Genomic DNA, 19,563 nt, shown 5'->3' on the forward strand with positions numbered 1-19,563 from the left:
CCCCCGTTTCGACCGGCGTCGACTATATGATATCTCGCTTGGCCAGCTCGTCGAGATCCTCCTCGTCGTATCCGAGTCGATCGCCAAGCACCTCCGTCGTGTGTTCGCCGAGTTTCGGCGGCGGGAGGCGAACGTCGACCTCCAGATCCGAGAACTTTACTGGGATACCCGGCAGCTTGAGCCGATCGCCGTCGGGGTGTTCTATCTCCTCGATCATGTTGCGCGCGTCGACGTGGGGATCGTTCACCACGTCCTCGACGTCGTTGACGGGCGTACACGGGACACCGGCGTCCTGGAGTCGATCGATCCACTCCTCGGCCGGTCGCTCGGCGAACAGCGCCTCGAGTTCTCGATCGAACGCCTCCCGGTTCTCGGTCCGGCCGCCGAACGTGCCGAACTGTGAGTGATCGATCCACTCCTCGCGATCGACCGCCCGGCAGAACTTCGGCCAGAGGCTCTCGCTGACGACGCCGACTACGAGGTAGTCGTCGGCCGTCTCGACGGCCTGATACGGGGCGAGGTTCGGGTGCTTCGTTCCCAGCATCCCTGGCGTCTCCCCCGTCGCGAAGTAGTTCGTCACGTGGTAGAGCATATAGGAGAAGGCGGTGTCGAAGAGGGCGATGTCGATATACTGCCCTTCACCGGTCCGTTCCCGGTGGTACAGTGCCGTCAGGATGGCGTAGGTGGCGGTCATTGCCCCGGAGATGTCGGCGATCGAGACCCCGATGCGAACCGGTTCGCCGTCTTCGGTTCCGGTGACACTCATCAGCCCAGACTCCCCTTGTGCGATGATGTCGAACAGCTTCCGATCAGCGTACGGACTGTCTTCGCCGTAGCCCGAGAGCGAACAGTAGATCAGTTCCTCGTTTTCCGCCGCGAGAGTCTCGTATTTCGCGTCGAACGTCTCCGCCTTTCCGGGACTGAAGTTGTGGACGAACACGTCCGCATCGGCGGCGAGTTCGTGGAGCACCGACTGTCCGCGCTCCGTCGTCATATTGAGCGTGATGCTCTTCTTGTTTCGGTTAAGGCTCGTGAAGTACGCAGAGTAGTCTCCATACCGCGTCGCGAAGTTCCTGGTCAGATCGCCGGTCGACGGTCGCTCGATTTTGATCACTTCAGCTCCTAGGTCACCGAGGATTTGCGTCGCCAGTGGCCCAAATAGGGCCTGCGTAGAATCGAGGACGACGAGGTCCTTGAGCGGGCGCATGGCAGATCAATTAGAGCAGTAGTATTTAAAACCTTAGCGCCGGTGACGATCCCGACGCGTCTGCCGATCGGTAGATATCGCGAATCGCGGATTCGACGCTAAACCAGCAGCGCGTCGAATCCGATCCGGTACGCGGCACAAAACGCTATGTGGCTGGAATCGATACGTCGGTGCATGACGTTCCTCGAGGGTGTCCGCGTGCTGGACGCGACCCGGATGATCGCCGGTCCGCTCGCGTCGATGTACCTCGGCGACCTCGGCGCGGAAGTGGTCAAGGTCGAACAGCCCGGCCGTGGCGAGTTGACCAGGAGTTCGGTCCGTTTGTCGACGGCGAGAGCGCGTACTTCGCCTCGCTCAACCGGAACAAGCAGTGTCTCACGCTCGATCTCGCGACTGACGAGGGAAGCAATATCTTCCTCGAACTGGCCGCTGAAGTCGACATCGTCCTGGAGAACTTCAAACCCGGCGTCACCGAGCACTTCGGGATCGACTACGACTCGGTTCACGACGTCAACGACGACGTCGTCTACTGTACGATCACTGGCTTCGGCGAGGATTCACCGTACGCCGACACGCCCGCGTTCGACATGGTCGTCCAGGCGATGGGCGGTGCGATGAGCGTCACCGGGGAGCCGAATGGGCCGCCGGTCCGGAGCAACGTTCCGATGGGCGACGTGGCTCCGGCGATGTTCGCCGTCCAGTCGATCCTCGCGGCGCTGTACGCCCGCGACGTCGGCGACGTCGGCGGCGAACGAATCGAGGTCTCGATGCTCGACGCGATGATCTCTTGGCTCGGTCCGCGGGCGGCGAGGAGCGTCGTCTTGGACGAACCGTATCCGCGCACCGGAACCGCCCACGAGGAGTTCGCGCCGTATCGCCGGTTCGAGACGGCCGACTCCCACGTGGTCGTCTGCGTCGCCGCCGAAAGCCTCTGGCCGCGGTTCTGTCGGGCGATCGATCACGAGGAATTGATCGATGATCCGCGCTTCGCGACGAACGCGGATCGGAGCGCCAGCCAGGATGCGCTGTACGAACATCTCGAACCGATCTTCGAACGCCGGTCCACGACGGAGTGGGTGGAACGACTCCGCGACCACGGCGTCCCCGTCGGGCCAGTGTACGACACCCTCGAACTGTGGAACGACCCGCACGTTGAACACCGTGAACTGCTGCAGTGGCTCCCAGGCGACCGTGCTGGAGAGGAGTTACCGTCTGTCGCGTACCCCGTCCAGTTCTCGGGCGACCTCGACGACCCATCGGCGCCGGAGGCGATCGGCGCGTCGACGGAGCGGTACCTCCGGGACCTCGGCTACTCGCCGGAAACAATCGAGTCCCTCGCCGAGAACGGCGTGATCTGATTCGACGAGCGTACGATAATCGGACGGTCGATAGCATTAGGACAGGCGGTAGGATTATTTCGATCCCGTCCGAGTCGGCCTGTATGGGTAATTATTCGTACGAAATCAGCCACCCGGTCCGGTATCGCGACATGGACCCGATGGGGATGGTCAACAACGCAGTATTCGCCACGTACACCGAGCACGCACGGATGGAATACTTCGCCGACATCCTCGACGTACGACTCGAGGAGGTTTCGACGGTCCTCGCAACACTGACAATGGACTATCGGCGTCCAATCGAAGGCGGCGGAGACGTGACCGTCGCCATGCGCGTCGATGACCTCGGCGAGTCGAGTATGACGATGGCATACGAAATCAGGGACGAAGACGGCGTCACCGCAACCGCCGAGACGGTACAGGTCGCGGTCGACCCAGAAACCGGGTCGTCGCGTCCGCTGCCCGAGGAATGGCGCCGACGCATCGAGGCCCACGAGGACCTCGACGAGTAACGTTTCGACGAACAATTATAGTTATAGAGATCGAACTTCTTTGAGCCATGGTAACGCTCGTCAGTTTCACTCGTCAAAAAAGACGATCTGACTCAGGAGGAGTTCGTTGAACACTGGATGGACGAACACGTACCGCTCGACAGCCAATTACCGGGCCTGCAACGGTACGCGACGATTGTACCGGACGACCCCGGAGACAGCCGATACGACGGCGTCGCGATACTGGAGTTCGACGACGAGACGACGGTATCGGAGGCGTTCGATTCGGAGGTAGGTCTGCGAACCGTCGACGACCTTGACAACTTCGTCGCGGAGGTCGTTCGGGTGGCCGGAGGAGAAATCGTACACGTCGAGTGAGTCGGCTCCCGCCGCAGTAATGGGAGCGTCCCGTAAGCCAGTCCGGTCAGCCGAGCACGTCGTCGATCGCCTCAACGATGAGCCGACGCCGACCTCCGCCTGCTGTTCGGTGATGACCAGCGGCGGCAACAGGCGAACGACGTCACCACGCCGACCGGCGGTCCAAATGACAACGCCGCGCTCCAGCGCGGCGGTCTGTACCGTGCGGACGACCTCTCCCGCGGTTCGATCGCCCGTGCCCGCGAACTCGACGCCGATGAACAGCCCCTTCCCCCGGACGTCGACGACGGCGTCGTGCTCACTCGCGCACTCCGCCAGCCGACTGCGGATTAGGTCGCCGGTCCGGACGACATGGCTGAGCAGGTCGTGCTCCTCGACGAATTCGATCGCAGCGAGTCCGGCGGCCATCGCAGGGAGGTAGCCGCGGAACGTTCCGGTGTGGGCGCCCGGCTCCACCGTGTCGATGCGCTCGTCGTACACGGTCGCGGAGAGCGGCAGACTCCCGCCGGCGGCCTTGGCCACCGGCATCGCGTCGGGAGAGACGTCGTACCAGTCGCTGGCGAACCACTTTCCGGTGCGACCGAATCCGGTCTGCACCTCGTCGACGACGAGCGGGACGTCGTTCTCCGCGGCGATCTCGGCTAGTCCGTCGAGGAATCCCTCGGGGGCGGGCTGAACGCCGCCCTCGCCCTGTATCGGTTCAACCCAGATGCCCGCCGGATCGGCCATCCCGCCGTACGGGTCCTCGATCGCCTCGCGGACGGCGGCCAGCGACGCGTCGACCGCGTCCTCAATCGACCCGTCCATCGCCAGCGTCCGCGGGTGCGGTAGGTGCGTGACGTCCGGCAGCAACGGCGCGTACTCCCGCTTGGCGCTGCGCTTGGCCGACAGGCTCAGCCCACCCGACGTCGAACCGTGGAAGTCCCCGGTGAACGTCAACAGCCCGCGATTCCCGGTCGCGTGTTTCGCGAGTTTGATCGTCGCCTCAACTGCGTTGCTGCCGGTCGGGCCACCGAACATCACCGTCCCGTCGTCGCGGAGATTCCCCGGCGCGATCGCCGTCAGCTTCTCGACGAACGCCAGACGCGTCTCCGTCGGAAAGTCGAGCGTGTGCACGAGTCGTTCGGTCTGTTCGGCCGCCGCCTCAACGACCCGCGGGTTCGAGTGGCCCACGTTCGCCACCCCGACACCCGCGAAGAAGTCTAGGAAGACGTTGCCGTCAGCGTCCCGAATCGTCGCCCCCTTCGCCTCGTCGAGGGCGATCGGCACCCGGTTCGGATAGAGCACGGCACCGCTCTCCACCCGTTGCTGGCGCTCGATGAGACGCCTCGAGTTCGGCCCCGGTATGTCTTCAACTTGCGGTTCCTGAGCGAGATGGAGGCGTCTGAGCGCGTCGGCGTCTCCCATGGTCGCGATTCGTACGCACCGGTAAAGAATGTTGACCGAACCCGTCGCTTACTCGTCACCGGACGATCCGGCAGTTTCACGTCGACCGTCGGGGGTCTCCGCGTCTTCGTGTTCAGCCGCAATTGCTTCGACGGTTTTCGCGTCGGGATCAACGACGACGCCGTACGCCTCGCGTGCGGTGTCCGCGTCGACGTAGCCGTCGAGAACGTCCGCGAGGACCGCGTCCGCGTCGCGCTCGGTTGGATCACCGAACCCGCCTCCGCCGGCGGGTTGAATGACGATCTTTTCCCCGGCCGGACGGTCAGCGTCGTCTTCGACGGAATCAACCGTTCCACGCCATCGACGTCGACGTGGCGGTACTCAGCGGCGGCACCGGGTCGCCCACCGTCGAGACCGTACGGTTGCGTGGTGTCCCGCTCGGCGGCCAGAATGATCTCGGTCTCTCGATCGAAGCGCAGGACCCGACGTGCGGCACAGCCGCCTCGGTACCGTCCGGGGCCGCCCGTGTCCTCGGCGATGGTGAGCGACTCGACGGTCACGTACTCGTAGTCCTGCTCGATCCGTTCGATCGGCTGGAGACCGGTGTTGCCGACGCCGTTGCGGATCGCGTCAATCCCGTCACGATCGGGCAGCGCGCCCATCCCCCCAGCCATGACGGTGTAGTTGAGCGACTCGTCATCAACGGCCTGGTAATTGAGGACGTTGGTGCTCCCCTCGCCGGCACCGAACGCGAGTTCGGGATCAATCTCGGCAATCGCTCGGACGACGACATCGTAGATCCGGTACGTCGTTTCGTGGTTGCCGGCGACAACCGGCGCAGGATACTTCGCGTCGACGAGACACCCGGACGGGGCGACGACGTCGATCGGTCGAAAGGCCCCGGTCGTGCCGGGCGCTCCTGGATCGAGCGTCACCTTAAACGCGTAGTAGGTGGCCGTCTTTGTACACGACATCGAGGTGTTAATCCCCCCCTCGACCCGGTCCGCCGTGCCGGCGAAGTCGACCGTCAGTTCGTCACTTTCGACAGTCAGGGTCGCGCGAATCGGAAGTTGCCGGTCGGTGACGCCGTCGCCGTCCATGTAGTCCTCCGCGGCGTACTTGCCGTCCGGCAGGTCGGCGATTCGGCTTCGCATCCGCGACTCCTCGTTCGCGAGAATCTGGTCCATCGCGGCGATTGTCGCCTCGACGCCGTGGGTCTCGGCGATCTCGGTAAGGCGCTTTCGGCCTCGACGGACGCCGGCCAACTGGGCGTTCATGTCACCCGCGCGTTCGTCACGTCCGCGGACGTTGGCGAGTATCGTCTCGTAGAGCGCGTCGTTGCGCTCCCCGGCAGCGTACAGCTTTCCGGGGGGCACTCTGAGTCCTTCCTTGATTATGTGGCCGGCGTCGATCGCGTAGCTCGTCGGCGCGGTGCCGCCGACGTCGACCCAGTGTCCCCGAACCGCCGAGAAGCCGATGAGTAGATCGTCGACGAACACCGGAGCGGCCAGCAGGAAGTCGGGGAGGTGGTTGTTGCCGGAGTACGGGTCGTTCTGAACGAGGACGTCCCCCTCTTGGAGGGAGTCGAGACCGCCGGTGCGCTCGATTGCGGCGGTCGTCGAGTCGACCATCGTGGCGACGTGCAACGGGATGACGCGTTCGCCCTGTCCGACGATCTCCAGGTTTGGACCCAGCAGCGCACACGAGAGGTCGCCGGCTTCCTGCCAGAGCGGAGAGTATGCCGCGTTCATCACCGTCGCCTGCATCTCCCTTGCAACGTCCAGCAGCTGATTCCGGACGACCTCGACGGTGACCGGATCGACGTCGGTCATCGCTCAGCCCTCCGGGCGACGAGGTGGCCATCGTCGTCGACCGTCGCATCGAACGACGGGGCGATCCACGCAGTCGTGTTCCGCGCTTCGACGATCGCCGGTCCGGACACCGAGGCGCCAGTGCCGAGCGACTCCCACTCGTAGAAGGGGGCGTCGACCGTCTCGTCGACGTCCACGCGAACCTCGCGCTCGCCCAGTCGTGCGTCGGCCGCGTCTCCCCCGTTAGCGTCGCCGCCGGTCCCGGCATCGCGGTTGGCGCCTGCACAGGCCCCCACTGCGCCGGCCGCGGTTAGCCGGAGATTGACGAGTTCGATCGGATTGGCGTCGTCCCGGAAGCCGTAGCGGTCGTCGTGAGCGCGCTCAAACGACGTCTCGAGTTCGGCGAGCACCGATCGGTCGACCGACGTTGAGGACACTGGGATCGTCAGGTAGTGAGCCTGCCCCTCGTACATCACGTCGAACGACAGTTCGAACGATCGGCCCGCCGGGGGCACGCCCTCGGTGTCAAGTTCGTCTCGCGCGCGTTCGAGGAGGCGCTCCACGGCGTCCGTGATGGCGTCCGGATCGGCGTCTTCGATCGTTGTCACCAGCGATCGGACGTACTCGTGGCGAATGTCCGACTCGAGCAGCCCCGTAGCGGAGAACAGTCCGGAGTTCGACGGGAACACTACCCTGTCGATACCGAGCTCGGTCGCGATGTCGCAGGCGTGGGCCGGGCCTGCACCGCCGAAGGCCATGAGCGCGAATTCGCGCGGATCGTTCCCCTCCTGGACGGTGACGACGCGGATCGCGCTCGCGAGTTTGCTGTCGATGACCTCGCGAACTGCGACCGCCGTCTCATTGACGCTCATGCTCAGCTGCTCCGCGACCGTTGACAGACTCTCCCGCGCGGCGTCCACGTCAAGGGCGACCTCGCCGCCCGCGAAGTTCGATGGGTTGAGGACGCCGAGTACGAGGTTTGCGTCGGTGACGGTCGGTTCGGTGCCGCCCCGCCGGTAGCAGGCCGGCCCCGGGCGCGCACCCGCGGACCGTGGTCCGACCTTGAGTGCGTTGACGTCGTTGAGCCAGGCGATCGATCCCCCGCCCGCGCCGACGGTGTTGATGTTCACAAACGGACCGTTGATCTTGAGACCGCGCACCATGCGGCGTGATTCCTCGACCGGAGCGCCGTCCTTGATGAGGGCGACGTCGGCCGACGTGCCACCCATGTCGAACGTTATCACGTCGCCCAAATCGGCGGTCGCGGCCACGGACTGGGACGCTTTCACGCCCGCGACGGGACCGGAGATGACCTGCGTGATCGGTCGCCGCGAGGCAACGGTCGGCTGCGCGAGACCGCCATCTGACTTCATGATATTGATAGTTCCCTCGACGCCCGCCGTCCCAAGCGCGTCGACGAGCCGCGAGAGGTACGTACTCACGGCCGGCTTGACGTAGGCGTCCGCGGCAGTGGTGGCGGTCCTCGTGTACTCCCGTATCTCGGGGGAGACGTCCGTGGAGAGACTGACGTCTATCTCGGGCGCGTGGTCGGCCAGAATCTCGCGAGCGCGTCGCTCGTGTTTCGGGTTGGCGTACGCGTGGAGGAAGCAGACGGCCGCGCTCTCGACGTCGCGCTCGCGAAGCGCGGCTGCCACGTCCGCGACCGCGTCCTCGTTGAGCGGCGTCACGATAGAGCCGTCGGCAGCCGTCCGCTCGGTCACTTCGAACCGGAATCGCCTGCGGACGAGCGGCGGGTGGTGCTCGCCGCGCGGGTCGTACAGCAGCGACGCGTCCCGGTACGCTTCGCCGATCTCGAAGACATCCCGAAACCCGTCGGACGTAACGATAGCCGTCTTCGCGCCGGTTCCCTCGATGAGCGTGTTGACCGCCACGGTGCTCCCATGATTGAAACTCTCGATCGTTTCGGGTTCGATTCCGGCTCGGGTCGTCGTCGCGTCAACGCCGGCGACGACCCCGCAGACGAGGTCCTCGGTCGTCGGCGTTTTGACCGTGTGAACGGCGTCCCCGTCGACGAGTACGGTGTCGGTGAACGTCCCACCGATGTCTACGCCTATGTGTGGCATGCCCCATACTGTGACAGTCGATTCAATAATTCTTCGCCTCAGTCACGTCCAGCTCGTCGATTGCGCACACTGCTCCGTGGATCGATCGGATCAGGTTGGAGGTGGTAATAAATACTAGCAGTACGACGGTGTGTTCATGAGTAACGACAGTACGAAACACGGCATTCGTCCGCACAACTGGATCTCGGCCGAGGAATCGTTTGACGAGATCGTCGAGTGGGTCGTCCGCGCGGAAGAACGGGGATTCGACTCCGTCCACGCTGTCGATCGGATGCTCTCGAAGGTGCCGCCGATCTACGAGACGACTGCCTACGAGGTGACGACAGCACTGACCACGTACGCGGCGCACACCGACTCCGTCCAGCTGGGACCGCTGGTGTACATCCTGCCGTATCGCAATCCGATCCAGGTGGCGAAGCAGTTCGCGGCGATGGACATCGCCTCCAACGGTCGGTTGGTGTTCGCCGTCGGTGCTGGCTGGAACGCTCACGAGTTCGAAGCGCTTGGGGTCCCTCGTCGAGAACGCGGGAAGCGGCTTGAGGAAGGGGTTGAGGTGTTAAAACGCCTCTGGACGGAAGATCACGTCGATCATGACGGCGACATTTGGTCGTTCGAGGATGTGTCGATCGACCCGAAACCGGTACAGGATCCGCATCCGCCTATCTGGTTCGGCTCGTTCGGTCCCGAGGTCGACGAGTTCACTCCGGTAATCGATCGAGTTCTCCGCCGTATCGGCCGTCTCGGCGACGGCTGGGCACCGCTCGTGTACTCGACCGAGGCAAAGGAGATGATCGACGCCGAGAAATTGGGACGAGCCTGGGAACGGATTGTGGACGGCGCTCGCGACAGCAATCGCGATCCCGAGGAGATCGAGATTATCTACTCGGTATGGCCGTACGTGATGGAAGACGAGGACGCGGAACGTGAGGAGTGCTACGAGGCCGTTTCCGGCTGGTTCGACGGAACGTACCAGGAGGCAAAGCGGACGTATCCGATCGGATCCGCCGAGGAAGTCGCCGACAGGATCGCAAAGAATGTCTCCGAACTTCCCCGGGTTGATCGGTTCATTTTCACCCCATTCAACTACGATCACGCGCAGATGGATCGATTGCGCGACGAAGTCATCCCTCGACTCGAGGAGCATATCGACTGATCAACTGATCGCCGATAGACCGATTCGCTGCGTCAACGACCGGTTCGGACGGTCGTGGTCGTCAGGTTCGAGGGCCAGTACTGATGGCGGTCCGCCTCGGTCCATCGATCCCGTTACCCGAGGGCGGTGGTAGCGTCACGACCAGATCCTGATCGCTCGGTCGTCTCTCATACCGCTCTGCAGCCGTCGCTCGCGACAGGAAAGAGGCCCAATTTAACTGATATAATAACAGTACGTAGAAATTGCAGTTTTCGAGTCGAAGTCATATTTGATATGAAATAATACGAAATAGAAGATTAGAATCTGATGGAGACGTTTATACCGGTGAATATTAACCAAATAGAAAATTTGACACAAGAAAAACAGCCTCTATGGCTGACGAAACAGCAGAAGTTATCAAAACGTTGTAGCGCCTGGTGAATACTCCCGGTTTCGCAAACACTTACGCCCGGGGGAGCACAACCAACGATGATGAAGGTACTCGTACCGGTCAAGGAGGTTGCCACCGTCGAAGACGAGTTCGAAATCGACGGGACGACCATCGACGAGCGGTATCTCGGCGCCGATCTCAACGAGTGGGACGACTACGCCATCGAGGAGGCCGTCCAGCTCGAGGAAGACGGCGTCGTCGACGAGGTCGTCACCGTCACCATCGGCGACGAGGAGACCGAACAGACCATCCGCCAGGCGCTCGCGAAGGGTGCCGACCGCGCCATCCGCGTCTGGGACGACGCCCTCGAGGACGTCGACCTCCTCGACGTCGGCGCGAAGATCGCCATCCTCGAGGCGGTCGTCGAAGCCGAGGACCCCGACCTCGTCCTGACGGGCGTCCAGTCGGGCGACGACAGCTTCGGTGCGACGGGCGTCGCCCTCGCCGAAGCCGTCGGTTACCAGTGGGGCGCCGTCGTCAACCAGCTCGATCTGGAGGCCGGAGACGAGACCGCGTCGGTCCACCGCGAGCCGAGGGCGGCATCGAGGGCTGACCGAGATCGACGTCCCCGCGGTGCTGACGATCCAGACGGGGATCAACGAGCCCCGCTACGCCAGTCTCCGGGGCATCCGGATGGCCCAGCGCAAGGAACTCGACCACCAGACGCTCGCCGACCTGGGCGTCGAGGCCGACGCCGTCGCGGGCGACCTCCGACTGACCGCGATGTACGAACCCGAGAGCGAGAGCGACACCACCGTCTTCGAGGGCGGCGCCGACGAGACGGCCGCGCAACTCGCTGATCTCCTGCGGGAGAAGGGGGTGGCCCAATGAGCGATATTCTGGCCGTCGCCGAGCACCGCCAGGGCGACCTCCGCGACGTCAGTCGCGAGGTCGTCACCGCGGGCACCGAACTCGCCGGCGAAACCGGCGGCGACCTCCACGTGGCCGTCGTCGGCGGCGACGTCGAGACCTTCGCCGACGCGCTGAACCTCGAGGGCGTCGACACCGTCCACACTGTCGCCTACGGCGAGGAGTTCAACCACGACGTCTACACCCAGGCGGTCACCCAGCTGGCGGGCGAACTCGAGTCCGGCTACCTGGTGATGCCCAACAGCGTCAACGGGCTGGACTACGCGCCCGCGGTCGCCACGCGACTCGACGTTCCGCTCGTCACCGACGCCGTCGGTCTCGCGACCGAGGGCGACACGCTCGTCGGCACGCGCGAGATGTACGGCGGGAAGGTCGAGACGACCACCGAGGTCGACGCAGACCAGGTCGCGGTCACCATCCGCGGCGCCGAGTGGGAACCCACCGAGGCGGCGGGTGACGCCACCGTCGAGGCCTTCGACGCCGACATCGACGAGGACGCCATCGGCTCGACGGTGACGGGATTCGAGGAGGTCGCCGGCGGCGACGTCGACATCAGCGAGGCAGACCTGCTGGTCTCGATCGGCCGCGGGATCGAGGAGGAGGAGAACCTGGACCTGATCCGCGAGCTGGTGGAGGCGCTCGACGCGACGCTCTCGTCGTCGCGACCGATCGTCGACGCGGGCTGGCTGCCCGCCAACCGCCAGGTCGGCCAGTCCGGGAAGGTCGTCACGCCCGACGTCTACATCGCCATCGGCATCTCCGGGGCGGTGCAGCACGTCGCCGGGATGAAGGGCTCCGATACCATCGTGGCGATCAACACGGACCCGAACGCGCCGATCATGGACATCGCCGATTACGCGATTCACGACGACCTCTTCGACGTGGTCCCCGCACTGATCGAGCAATTCCAGTAATGTTCGATACCAGTGGGTTATTTTCGTGTTAGTGACTTCATCAGTTCGTTCAAAGAGATGAGTTCATCAGTGACATCCTCGTCAGGATGGACGAGTCGGCCACGTGCTCCAGCGGGGCGAAAGGTCAAGGACACCGTGAACCTGGCCGCATTGAGATTGTCAACGCCAAGTAGCCGCGATGAACATCTTCGACTTGGCTTCCTCAGTTTTGGCAGTGGACTTATAATCAATTGCAGCCTACGGCTACACAGACTTTCTTCGAGTTCTCTTTAAGCCGTATCATCTCAGAAGTCGGTTTCGTTCAGCGAACGGCTCGATAGTATAGTGAATTACGGTTTATCTCCTCCAAAGGGATAGGAAAGGGTATGTTGGGGATTTTTAGCCGACGCTGCATCAATATGGCACTCAAAATTCAACGAATCATTGATTCACTGATCGACGTCTTGCTTCGCGAGTTCGCGTATTTTTTCCTTCGTTTCGTCTCGATGCTCGCCGAATGCCACTTCGAAGACGCCGCGGTAGAAGTGTTTGTTCTTCTCCAGAGTGATGTCCTCTCGCTTGAGCTGCTTTTTCAGGCGGGTGAACGTGATCTCGATGTCCTCGCTTTGCTCAGGTTCAACATAGATCGTGGCTGAATCCCAATCCTTGCGGATGTTCAGCGGTTCGTCGTCTGTTTCTTCTATCTCACTTGCTGAGGAGTCTGTCTTTGCCGTGGAAGCGGTCTCCTCCTGCTTCGATTCTTGTTCGGATGCCGCAATTACTTCGCGCTCTTGTCCTTCTGATTCCGACGTCCTCGTGGTCTCTTCCTCAGTAACACCATCATCTTCTTCATCTGATGGATCCTCGAATCGCTCATCCATTCCTCGAGGCATATTTACACCTCCACCTGCGGTTTGTCAAATGCCCGTTCCATGGTCTCTGCAACCTCTACGAAGAGGTCGCGCTCTACCTGTTGGTCGTTCGCGTCCTCCCATTCGAAAATATCTTGCCCATTGTCCCAGGCGCGCTGGATTGCCACTCGCATCGGGAGTTTGAAAACCGGGGCCATCGATGCGAAGGACTCGTCGAATTCATCCAGGAATTTCTGTGACTGACCGTCGTCCCGGTACATATTCGCCAGAAGTCCGACGATTGCGATCTCTATTTGCTGGTTGTCCTCTATCGATTCCAGTTGATCCCACAGGTCGTCTAGGGCATCACGTGACGTAGCCTGGGTCTGTGCAGCCAGGAAGACGTTTTGCGCTGCGATGAACGCTGCGTCCGTCAAGACCGAGAGGTCAGGCGGACAGTCGATGAGGATGTAATCGTAATCGAATCCGTCCTCAACCAGTCCCTCGAGGGCGAGTTTCAATGAGAGACGGGCGTTCGCATCGTCCATCCAATCTCGAGCAAGACCCATGTCCTTGTGGCTCGGAACGAGGTCGAAGTTCAGGTGGTCGTACTCGTCGGCTTCAATCACGATCTCTGAAAGGCTCGTATCGTGCGTACGCGGATTGTCGACGAGAACGTCCAGGAGGTTCGAATCATCGGTAACAAGCGTGTTTGGAAGGTCATTCTTCGGACTCGAGGGGTCGTTCTCGTCGCCCGGCCCCAACCCAAGTCCCTTCGTCATGTCGGCCTGTGGGTCCATATCGATTGCAAGGACATCGTGGCCACGAGTGCCCAGCGCCGCTGCGCTGTTAATCGTCGCCGTTGTTTTTCCGGTTCCACCTTTCTGATTCCCGAAGGCAATCGTCGGGATGCCAGTCGATGGCGTAACACCCCATCCGCGAGGTAATTCGGACATGATTGGATCATTGAATCAATGACTCATAAATCCACGTCAGACATTTCGCTACGTTTCAGCTCTGCCTCTTCTGTTGTATGTCGTGGATACAGGTGCTGTATGCCGTAAATTCGGGAACTGGACGTACCTCACTGATTCATTGATTCAGTGATCCATGGCTTCCTGAACTCATTACATCACGTACTCATTTACTCCCCGATCTGTATCCCTGGAGATTGCTGAGCTCTCGATCTATGGCTCCACGCCTTTCTCGATCCACAATCTCACTGATTCATGGAATCAATAAGTTTGGCGTAAGCTATTGGATTTTCAAAGTCAGATGCTCTGTGAATCAGTTATTCACGATCTCTGGGAATTGTTGAGTCACTGATTCAGTGATTCATGGACTCGGTGAATCCAGTGAATGGTTATTCGATTCTTGGAATCAGTGATTCTGTGATTCAGCTGTTCAAGATATCATGTAGTCCCTTAATCACTGCTTCATCGGTTCATTGAATCATTGATTCAGTGATACTGCTATAGTGCTGCAGCTATCCTGGAATCAAATAGTCTATGATTCTGTTATTCAAGATATCATAGAATCATTGATTCCCTGAGTCACAACTTCATGGACTAATGGCCAGTAGGGGTTTGCTATAGCATTTACTCCTCCCGAGGGTCCTCGATCCATTCACTCACCTTCCACTATTCGTGGGTTCGAGGAATCACTGAATCACTGAATCACTGATTCATCAATTCACGAGCTCACTAATTCAATATCCCAGCAGAGACTTATTGGTCGAGAGTATCAGAAGCGATTATCTCCCTCTGAAGGCTGCCTTCAACTGTTCCTGCATGAACTCTCTGCGCACTTGACGAGACCGCGAATCGGAAAGATAATTTTGCATAACCACCCGAGGATCGCTACTACCTTGCTCTGAAGCGATTTCGTCGACACCCTCGAGAACGCCCTTGAGGACCGTTGTATAGGTATCGTACCAAAAACGACGACAGAGCTGCGGACTCGGCCGTTCTTCTTCGATTCGGTCAGGGAGACCCGCCTTCGATGCAAGAGTCTGGAACCAGTTCCGGATCGTATCCCGCGTTACGTGTGGTGTTTTCCCCTGTGAAGATGGAAACAGGTACCCTGTCCACGTCTCATCGTCCGCTAGCTCATCGATTCGGGAGTCGAGCAGGTCTAACCCGAAGAGTAGAGACACTTCACCAGGTCCGTTCTTGCGGTTCTCGAACGCGATGAAGGGGACGTCGTCTGCAGGGACGTTACGATGGAACTGCGAGATATGGAGTGCGGCGACCTCGCTTGCTCGAAGTCCCCAGCCCGCTAATGCCACTAGTAACAGCTGCTCTCGCGTCGACGTTGCCTCCTGCATCAGTTTCCGAATATGGTCTGCTGAAAGAGCTGGGGTCGAGGACTCTTCGGCTTCCCATTTGAATTCGTCGTAGAGACCGCTCGCCGGATTTATCGAGGCAATCCGACGTCCCACAAGATGCTGGTACCAGGCGTCGACGACCCGTCGCACACGCTGCAGGGTCTGGCCGCTGTATTCGTGTTCTGCTCCCTCGTTCAACCAGTCGAACGCTGCATAACACGCGTCAACGGCTTCGTAGGCTGGTGTCTCTCGATCCCGTTGAATCGGTGTGAGTAGGTCGTCTGTGTCGTTCGCTTTCCTGTAGGCACGGACGTAGAGGTTCAGCCGCGTTCGGAGCGCGTCGACGGATGACTCCGCCAGACTGTATCGGGATTTTCGGCGGTCGAGGAACTCTTCGAGAGCGTCGATTGTTGCTTCGTCTGCGGTTGCCCACGAGTAGCCCTCGTCATCATTACCAAGCCCGAGATCCTCTTTCCAGAACTCCCCGAAGGAACGGTCGTGATGGCGTCGGAGAGCTGCGAGGAACGCCCGTGCGTCGTGATCCCGAAACCACTTATGGGCCGGCTTCTCGCACGTCGGATCGATCCCCTCTGCCTCGAGGCATGGGGCGATCTCCTCCCAGTACAGGTCTGTGAAGTCCTTGAGCGAACACGACGTCCATCGAATGTCGTCGAATGAAGGTGCCCGAACCACATCGGTCTCCCTCTCCTGATCGGCATCTAATTGGCTCATTGGAGCGTTCTCTGTGAGTGTCGACTGCTCGTGACCGTACTGAAGAAGAAATTGGCAGAAGCCTTCTCGCGGTCCGGTAGTGCGATTCTAAGAGTGACATTTTCAGCTTGCTTAGCGTATTAGTTGAATCTCTTATTAATTTGTGGGTTCGGCTGACTGGCAGAGTCTGCTAAACCCACGCCAAAACGGCGGAGATAGTGTGTTCGGGTAATAAACTCTATGACGCGATATGCTTTCCATCCCGATCGAATTCACAGAGTTTCGGAGGATGGGCTAGTTTTGGGTCACATCTCCGTCGGCTCGTAGTTCTTCTCACCTGAAAAGGGTCGATATCGAACCTTCATGGGCGTAGCTATCGAATAGACGTGAGGAATTGCACAGGTTCTTGCGCTGTTAAACAGTGTTGCCACTCCCGAGCAGCTGACTCGGGGAGCCCAGCTGGTTAGTCGGGCGGGATAAACGCCGAGAACTTGTTCCACGGTCGTCTGTTGGAGCATGTATTCGGATCACGCCACGGGAGATCGTGGCGTCCATTGTCAGCGTACCACTCCAGTAGGATATCGACAATTTCGTTGCCGCCACCATCGCACATACGAGTCCCTGGTCCCTCCATCATACTTAGAAAGTCAGCCGTCTCCGGAAGATGGTGTGACTCAACCACGCACTCAGTACCCGAGTCCTCGAAATTCACTGCGCCAGTAGAGCAAAAACACGAAAACGGAATCACGACGAAGGTATTTAGAGATTATTGCCTCGTAGAGGCACGAATGCAGCGGCATGCAGCTATGATTTCAGCGCTGTTACGACTTCGTCCACGGTGAACAACCGCAGATCGTCTCGTTCCTCGGCAGCGTCCTCTACGGTCTGGGTAAAGCCGCTTCGAGAGAACAACGCGTATTCGTGCTTCCGTTCTCCACCACCGGATGGCGCCCATCGAAGTTCATCCACGTGAGTTCGAAGCTTCGAGAACGCGTCGTAATCCAACGGTGACCGCTGGAATTTGCACTCTCCAGCGATCAACGCGTCCTCGTTCGTCAGACCCACGACGTCGACCTCGTGCTCCTGATACCACCACTGACCGACGTCCGTGATCGTATACTCTTGATACAGCGTTCGAAGAGCGGAACCGCAGAGATCTTCGAACGAGTCGCTTACGAAATTCGCCAGTTCCGGTTCGATGAGCATCTCGTACGCGTCGTCTCCGAAATCCTCGTACCTGTCACCGCTCCCGTAGACGAAGTGGAACCAGAATCGGAAGAACTGGTCACGGATGCGATAGCGGCTTCGCTTGGTCCGCTCCTTTCGTTCGGTAATCGGAACGTGTTGCTCGACCAGTCGCAACCGAGAAAGTCGATTCAAATATTTTGATAGTTGATTGTAATCGATACCCGTCGCTCCAGAGATCTCGTTTCGACTCGTACTTCCGCCTGCGATCGCTTCCAGAATTGAAAAGTATCGTGTCGGCTCCGTGAGTTCCATTCGGAGAACGTAGTCCGGTTCGTCGTGCAGCGTCCCGTGCCGGGAGAGGATCGTCCGTTGAATGTTCTCTCCGAGGCTCCCCGTCGGATCCACTTCTTCGAGATAGTACGGAACGCCACCGAAGACGCCCCAGGTGAACACCTGCTCGTTAGCGGTGTAGCTCCCCGAGAAGAACTCCATCGCCGCATCGAACGGAAGCTGTCTAACATCTAGTTTTAGTGACGAACGACCGTAAAGTGGACTGTTTCCCAGCAGCGCGGCTTCCTCCATCATACTGATCGACGAACCGACGATGACGAACGTCGCACTGGAGTCGTCGAGTTCGTGATCGAACATCGCTTGCAGAACGGAGGGGAGGCTTTCGTCTTGTTCAACCAAATACGGAAACTCGTCGAGGACGACGATCGCGTCCTGATCTGCGAGATACCCGAGGATAGACTCCCACTCTTCGCGGATCCGCGTAATCCCTGGGTCCACGTCCGAAGCGACCTCAACGAACTGCTGGAGCTGTAACGCACTCGTTTTTTGCTTCGCCTGATAGACGATGGCCTCGTCGCATCCTTTGAGAGACTGCTTGACGAGTTCGGTTTTCCCGAGTCGTCGTCGCCCGAAAATCACTGCCAACTCCGCCTCATCCGACTCGTAGAGGTTGTGAAGGCGCGAGAGTTCCTCCGTTCGGTTCACGAACCCAGGCATAGTCTCCAATACCGTATCCTCGAATATAGTACTTCTCATAATCATACTCTAAAGTATCGTACTTCAAAGTACGTTACTCGATTGCTGGCACAAAATATCGGGTCTCCACAAACCAATCGTCGAGCCGTTGAGTCACTTGGCGTTGAAGTAAGTTCCAGATGCACCCTCGGGGAGTTGAAGCCTGGGCCAGCCCGAGTTCGGCGGAGGTAGATTCGTTCCAGATGCACCCTCGTGGGGTTGAAGCCACGTGATGGATCTCGACACGGTCTCCGAGCTCTTGGTTCCAGACGAACTCTCGTGAGGTTGAAGTGGCACCCGCAACAACGATGACGAGCGTTGGGCTCGTATCCAGCACACCGAGAAGGGTGCTTAAGGTGATGTACGGCCAGAAGAGCGGCTGGGCCCGCCCTCAGTTTGTGGTCACTTCCAGTAAGTTTTTGAACAGTATATCCGTGCGGTATACTATGTCGCGCCCCCAACTCACAGTAACGGATTTTGGAACCGAGACGGACTCTAGTTACGTCATCGTCGAGATCACTGCGTTCAATGCCGATCCAAGCGACCTCCCTCCACACATCGACCCAGAGGATGTGTTATTCGGTGCCGACGAGTTCGCAGAGATCATCCCGCTTCTTCACGAGATCGAGGAATACGATTCCGCTGCGCGACTTGAGATTGAGCGCAGGCACCTGGACAGCAATCCAGCGCACACGATGCGCTTCACTGTGGGTGAGTTGACAGAGATCGCGATGTCGCTGGCAATCGCAGCAACTGTTGCGAGCTACCACGAGGAGTTCGAGAGTCACCGGAGTATCGTCGCATTCGGTGGACTGATCACGCGTGAAGTCGACGCACCACTTGACGAGACGTTCCTGGAGAAAACGTTCACCGATCTTGTCCCCTACGAGGAGGACAAGTCTATCGATCCGTTTGCAGTGATCTCTTCGAAACAGAGTCTCCACTTCCTCGATGACGACGGCGAGCCCATACCCCGCCACGAGCGCGAGCGAATCGAGTACTACGATGCTGAGAAGATGGAGGGGAAAACGCCTATTGAAGAGCTGTTCGAAGAAGATTTCTCGCCTAGCGACATTTCCTAGGTTACCTCTACTCGGCGCAACTCACACATGCTCGTGTTCCAGACGAACCCCACGTGAGGTTGAAGCCCTATCGCGGCGTTCGTGCTCATGTACCGACTGTAGTTTCAGATGTACCCTTGGTGGGGTTGAAGGCTGGCGTGGATGGTCGTGACGTAAGCCTGGCCGCTGGTTATAGACGAACCCAGTGGAAGTGGTTCCGTCGACGACCGCAACGATGGGGCATGGCCGGCATCCAAGGCGTCACTGACTAAGCTGGCTGTAGCTACGAGCGCATACAAGGATCTGGTCGCCCGATCTCAACCCGGGCGATGACGTCCGCGAGGTGATGCTCGAGGAGGA

The 19,563-nt window shown here is 60.0% G+C and carries 11 protein-coding genes and 4 pseudogenes; 7 read left to right on the forward strand and 8 right to left on the reverse strand.

The window, feature by feature from the left end; genetic code table 11:
• Positions 1–22: 22 nt before the first annotated feature.
• Positions 23–1,207: a CaiB/BaiF CoA transferase family protein gene (locus tag AC6I65_RS12805; protein ID WP_497903268.1), complete on the reverse strand. Its 1,185-nt coding sequence runs from the start codon at positions 1,205–1,207 to the stop codon at positions 23–25.
• Between the two features lie 240 nt (positions 1,208–1,447).
• Here AC6I65_RS12805 and AC6I65_RS12810 point away from each other — a divergent pair.
• The 3 genes and pseudogenes from AC6I65_RS12810 to AC6I65_RS12820 all read left to right on the forward strand — a co-directional run bounded on the left by AC6I65_RS12810 (position 1,448) and on the right by AC6I65_RS12820 (position 3,413).
• A pseudogene (locus AC6I65_RS12810) lies at positions 1,448–2,565 on the forward strand (CaiB/BaiF CoA transferase family protein).
• 83 nt (positions 2,566–2,648) lie between these two features.
• Complete coding sequence (locus tag AC6I65_RS12815; RefSeq protein WP_497903269.1) at positions 2,649–3,056, forward strand: acyl-CoA thioesterase; 408 nt, start codon at positions 2,649–2,651, stop codon at positions 3,054–3,056.
• 117 nt (positions 3,057–3,173) lie between these two features.
• Positions 3,174–3,413 (forward strand): EthD family reductase, encoded by a 240-nt coding sequence (locus tag AC6I65_RS12820; RefSeq protein ID WP_497903270.1) that lies wholly within the window; start codon positions 3,174–3,176, stop codon positions 3,411–3,413.
• Between the two features lie 84 nt (positions 3,414–3,497).
• Here AC6I65_RS12820 and AC6I65_RS12825 read toward each other — a convergent pair.
• The 3 genes and pseudogenes from AC6I65_RS12825 to AC6I65_RS12835 form a co-directional block, all read right to left on the reverse strand.
• Positions 3,498–4,820, reverse strand: a pseudogene (locus tag AC6I65_RS12825) (aspartate aminotransferase family protein); the annotation flags it as partial.
• A 329-nt stretch (positions 4,821–5,149) separates the two neighbouring features.
• Positions 5,150–6,631 (reverse strand): annotated as a pseudogene (locus AC6I65_RS12830) (hydantoinase B/oxoprolinase family protein); the annotation flags it as partial.
• Entirely contained in the window at positions 6,628–8,694 is a 2,067-nt protein-coding gene (locus AC6I65_RS12835; RefSeq protein WP_497903271.1) for a hydantoinase/oxoprolinase family protein, read from the reverse strand. The gene AC6I65_RS12835 and the pseudogene AC6I65_RS12830, both read right to left, overlap by 4 nt.
• A gap of 136 nt (positions 8,695–8,830) precedes the next feature.
• On the opposite strand from AC6I65_RS12835, the gene AC6I65_RS12840 reads away from it, so the two are divergent.
• The 3 genes and pseudogenes from AC6I65_RS12840 (at position 8,831) to AC6I65_RS12850 (ending at position 12,061) form a co-directional block, all read left to right on the forward strand.
• On the forward strand, positions 8,831–9,847 hold the full coding sequence (locus AC6I65_RS12840; RefSeq protein ID WP_497903272.1) for an LLM class flavin-dependent oxidoreductase: 1,017 nt from the start codon (positions 8,831–8,833) through the stop codon (positions 9,845–9,847).
• Between the two features lie 471 nt (positions 9,848–10,318).
• Positions 10,319–11,108, forward strand: a pseudogene (locus tag AC6I65_RS12845) (electron transfer flavoprotein subunit beta/FixA family protein).
• Positions 11,105–12,061: an electron transfer flavoprotein subunit alpha/FixB family protein gene (locus AC6I65_RS12850; RefSeq protein WP_497903273.1), complete on the forward strand. Its 957-nt coding sequence runs from the start codon at positions 11,105–11,107 to the stop codon at positions 12,059–12,061. The pseudogene AC6I65_RS12845 and the gene AC6I65_RS12850 overlap by 4 nt, the downstream one beginning before the upstream one ends.
• 428 nt (positions 12,062–12,489) lie before the next feature.
• On the opposite strand, the gene AC6I65_RS12855 is transcribed toward AC6I65_RS12850, so the two are convergent.
• From AC6I65_RS12855 to AC6I65_RS12870, 4 genes are all read right to left on the reverse strand, one after another.
• Positions 12,490–12,921, reverse strand: a complete 432-nt coding sequence (locus tag AC6I65_RS12855) for a DUF8160 family protein (protein WP_497903352.1) — start codon at positions 12,919–12,921, stop codon at positions 12,490–12,492.
• 14 nt (positions 12,922–12,935) lie between these two features.
• Positions 12,936–13,847 (reverse strand): ParA family protein, encoded by a 912-nt coding sequence (locus AC6I65_RS12860; protein ID WP_497903274.1) that lies wholly within the window; start codon positions 13,845–13,847, stop codon positions 12,936–12,938.
• 797 nt (positions 13,848–14,644) lie between these two features.
• A complete protein-coding gene (locus tag AC6I65_RS12865) occupies positions 14,645–15,949 on the reverse strand; it encodes a tyrosine-type recombinase/integrase (RefSeq protein WP_497903275.1) in 1,305 nt (434 codons plus the stop codon).
• Between the two features lie 783 nt (positions 15,950–16,732).
• Positions 16,733–18,124 (reverse strand): ATP-binding protein, encoded by a 1,392-nt coding sequence (locus AC6I65_RS12870; RefSeq protein ID WP_497903276.1) that lies wholly within the window; start codon positions 18,122–18,124, stop codon positions 16,733–16,735.
• Between the two features lie 326 nt (positions 18,125–18,450).
• Here AC6I65_RS12870 and AC6I65_RS12875 point away from each other — a divergent pair, with 326 nt between their 5' ends.
• Positions 18,451–19,224, forward strand: a complete 774-nt coding sequence (locus AC6I65_RS12875; protein WP_497903277.1) for a hypothetical protein — start codon at positions 18,451–18,453, stop codon at positions 19,222–19,224.
• Positions 19,225–19,563: the final 339 nt, after the last annotated feature.

The sequence above is a fragment of the Natronosalvus sp. KLKA75 genome, assembly GCF_059736265.1.

Bases quoted from the DNA above. Each gene is read 5' to 3' on its own strand.
- AC6I65_RS12805 (WP_497903268.1), bottom strand. From the start codon at position 1,207: ATGCGCCCGCTCAAGGACCTCGTCGTCCTCGATTCTACGCAGGCCCTA.
- AC6I65_RS12815 (WP_497903269.1), top strand. From the start codon at position 2,649: ATGGGTAATTATTCGTACGAAATCAGCCACCCGGTCCGGTATCGCGAC.
- AC6I65_RS12820 (WP_497903270.1), top strand. From the start codon at position 3,174: ATGGACGAACACGTACCGCTCGACAGCCAATTACCGGGCCTGCAACGG.
- AC6I65_RS12835 (WP_497903271.1), bottom strand. From the start codon at position 8,694: ATGCCACACATAGGCGTAGACATCGGTGGGACGTTCACCGACACCGTA.
- AC6I65_RS12840 (WP_497903272.1), top strand. From the start codon at position 8,831: ATGAGTAACGACAGTACGAAACACGGCATTCGTCCGCACAACTGGATC.
- AC6I65_RS12850 (WP_497903273.1), top strand. From the start codon at position 11,105: ATGAGCGATATTCTGGCCGTCGCCGAGCACCGCCAGGGCGACCTCCGC.
- AC6I65_RS12855 (WP_497903352.1), bottom strand. From the start codon at position 12,921: ATGGATGAGCGATTCGAGGATCCATCAGATGAAGAAGATGATGGTGTT.
- AC6I65_RS12860 (WP_497903274.1), bottom strand. From the start codon at position 13,847: ATGTCCGAATTACCTCGCGGATGGGGTGTTACGCCATCGACTGGCATC.
- AC6I65_RS12865 (WP_497903275.1), bottom strand. From the start codon at position 15,949: ATGAGCCAATTAGATGCCGATCAGGAGAGGGAGACCGATGTGGTTCGG.
- AC6I65_RS12870 (WP_497903276.1), bottom strand. From the start codon at position 18,124: ATGCCTGGGTTCGTGAACCGAACGGAGGAACTCTCGCGCCTTCACAAC.
- AC6I65_RS12875 (WP_497903277.1), top strand. From the start codon at position 18,451: ATGACGAGCGTTGGGCTCGTATCCAGCACACCGAGAAGGGTGCTTAAG.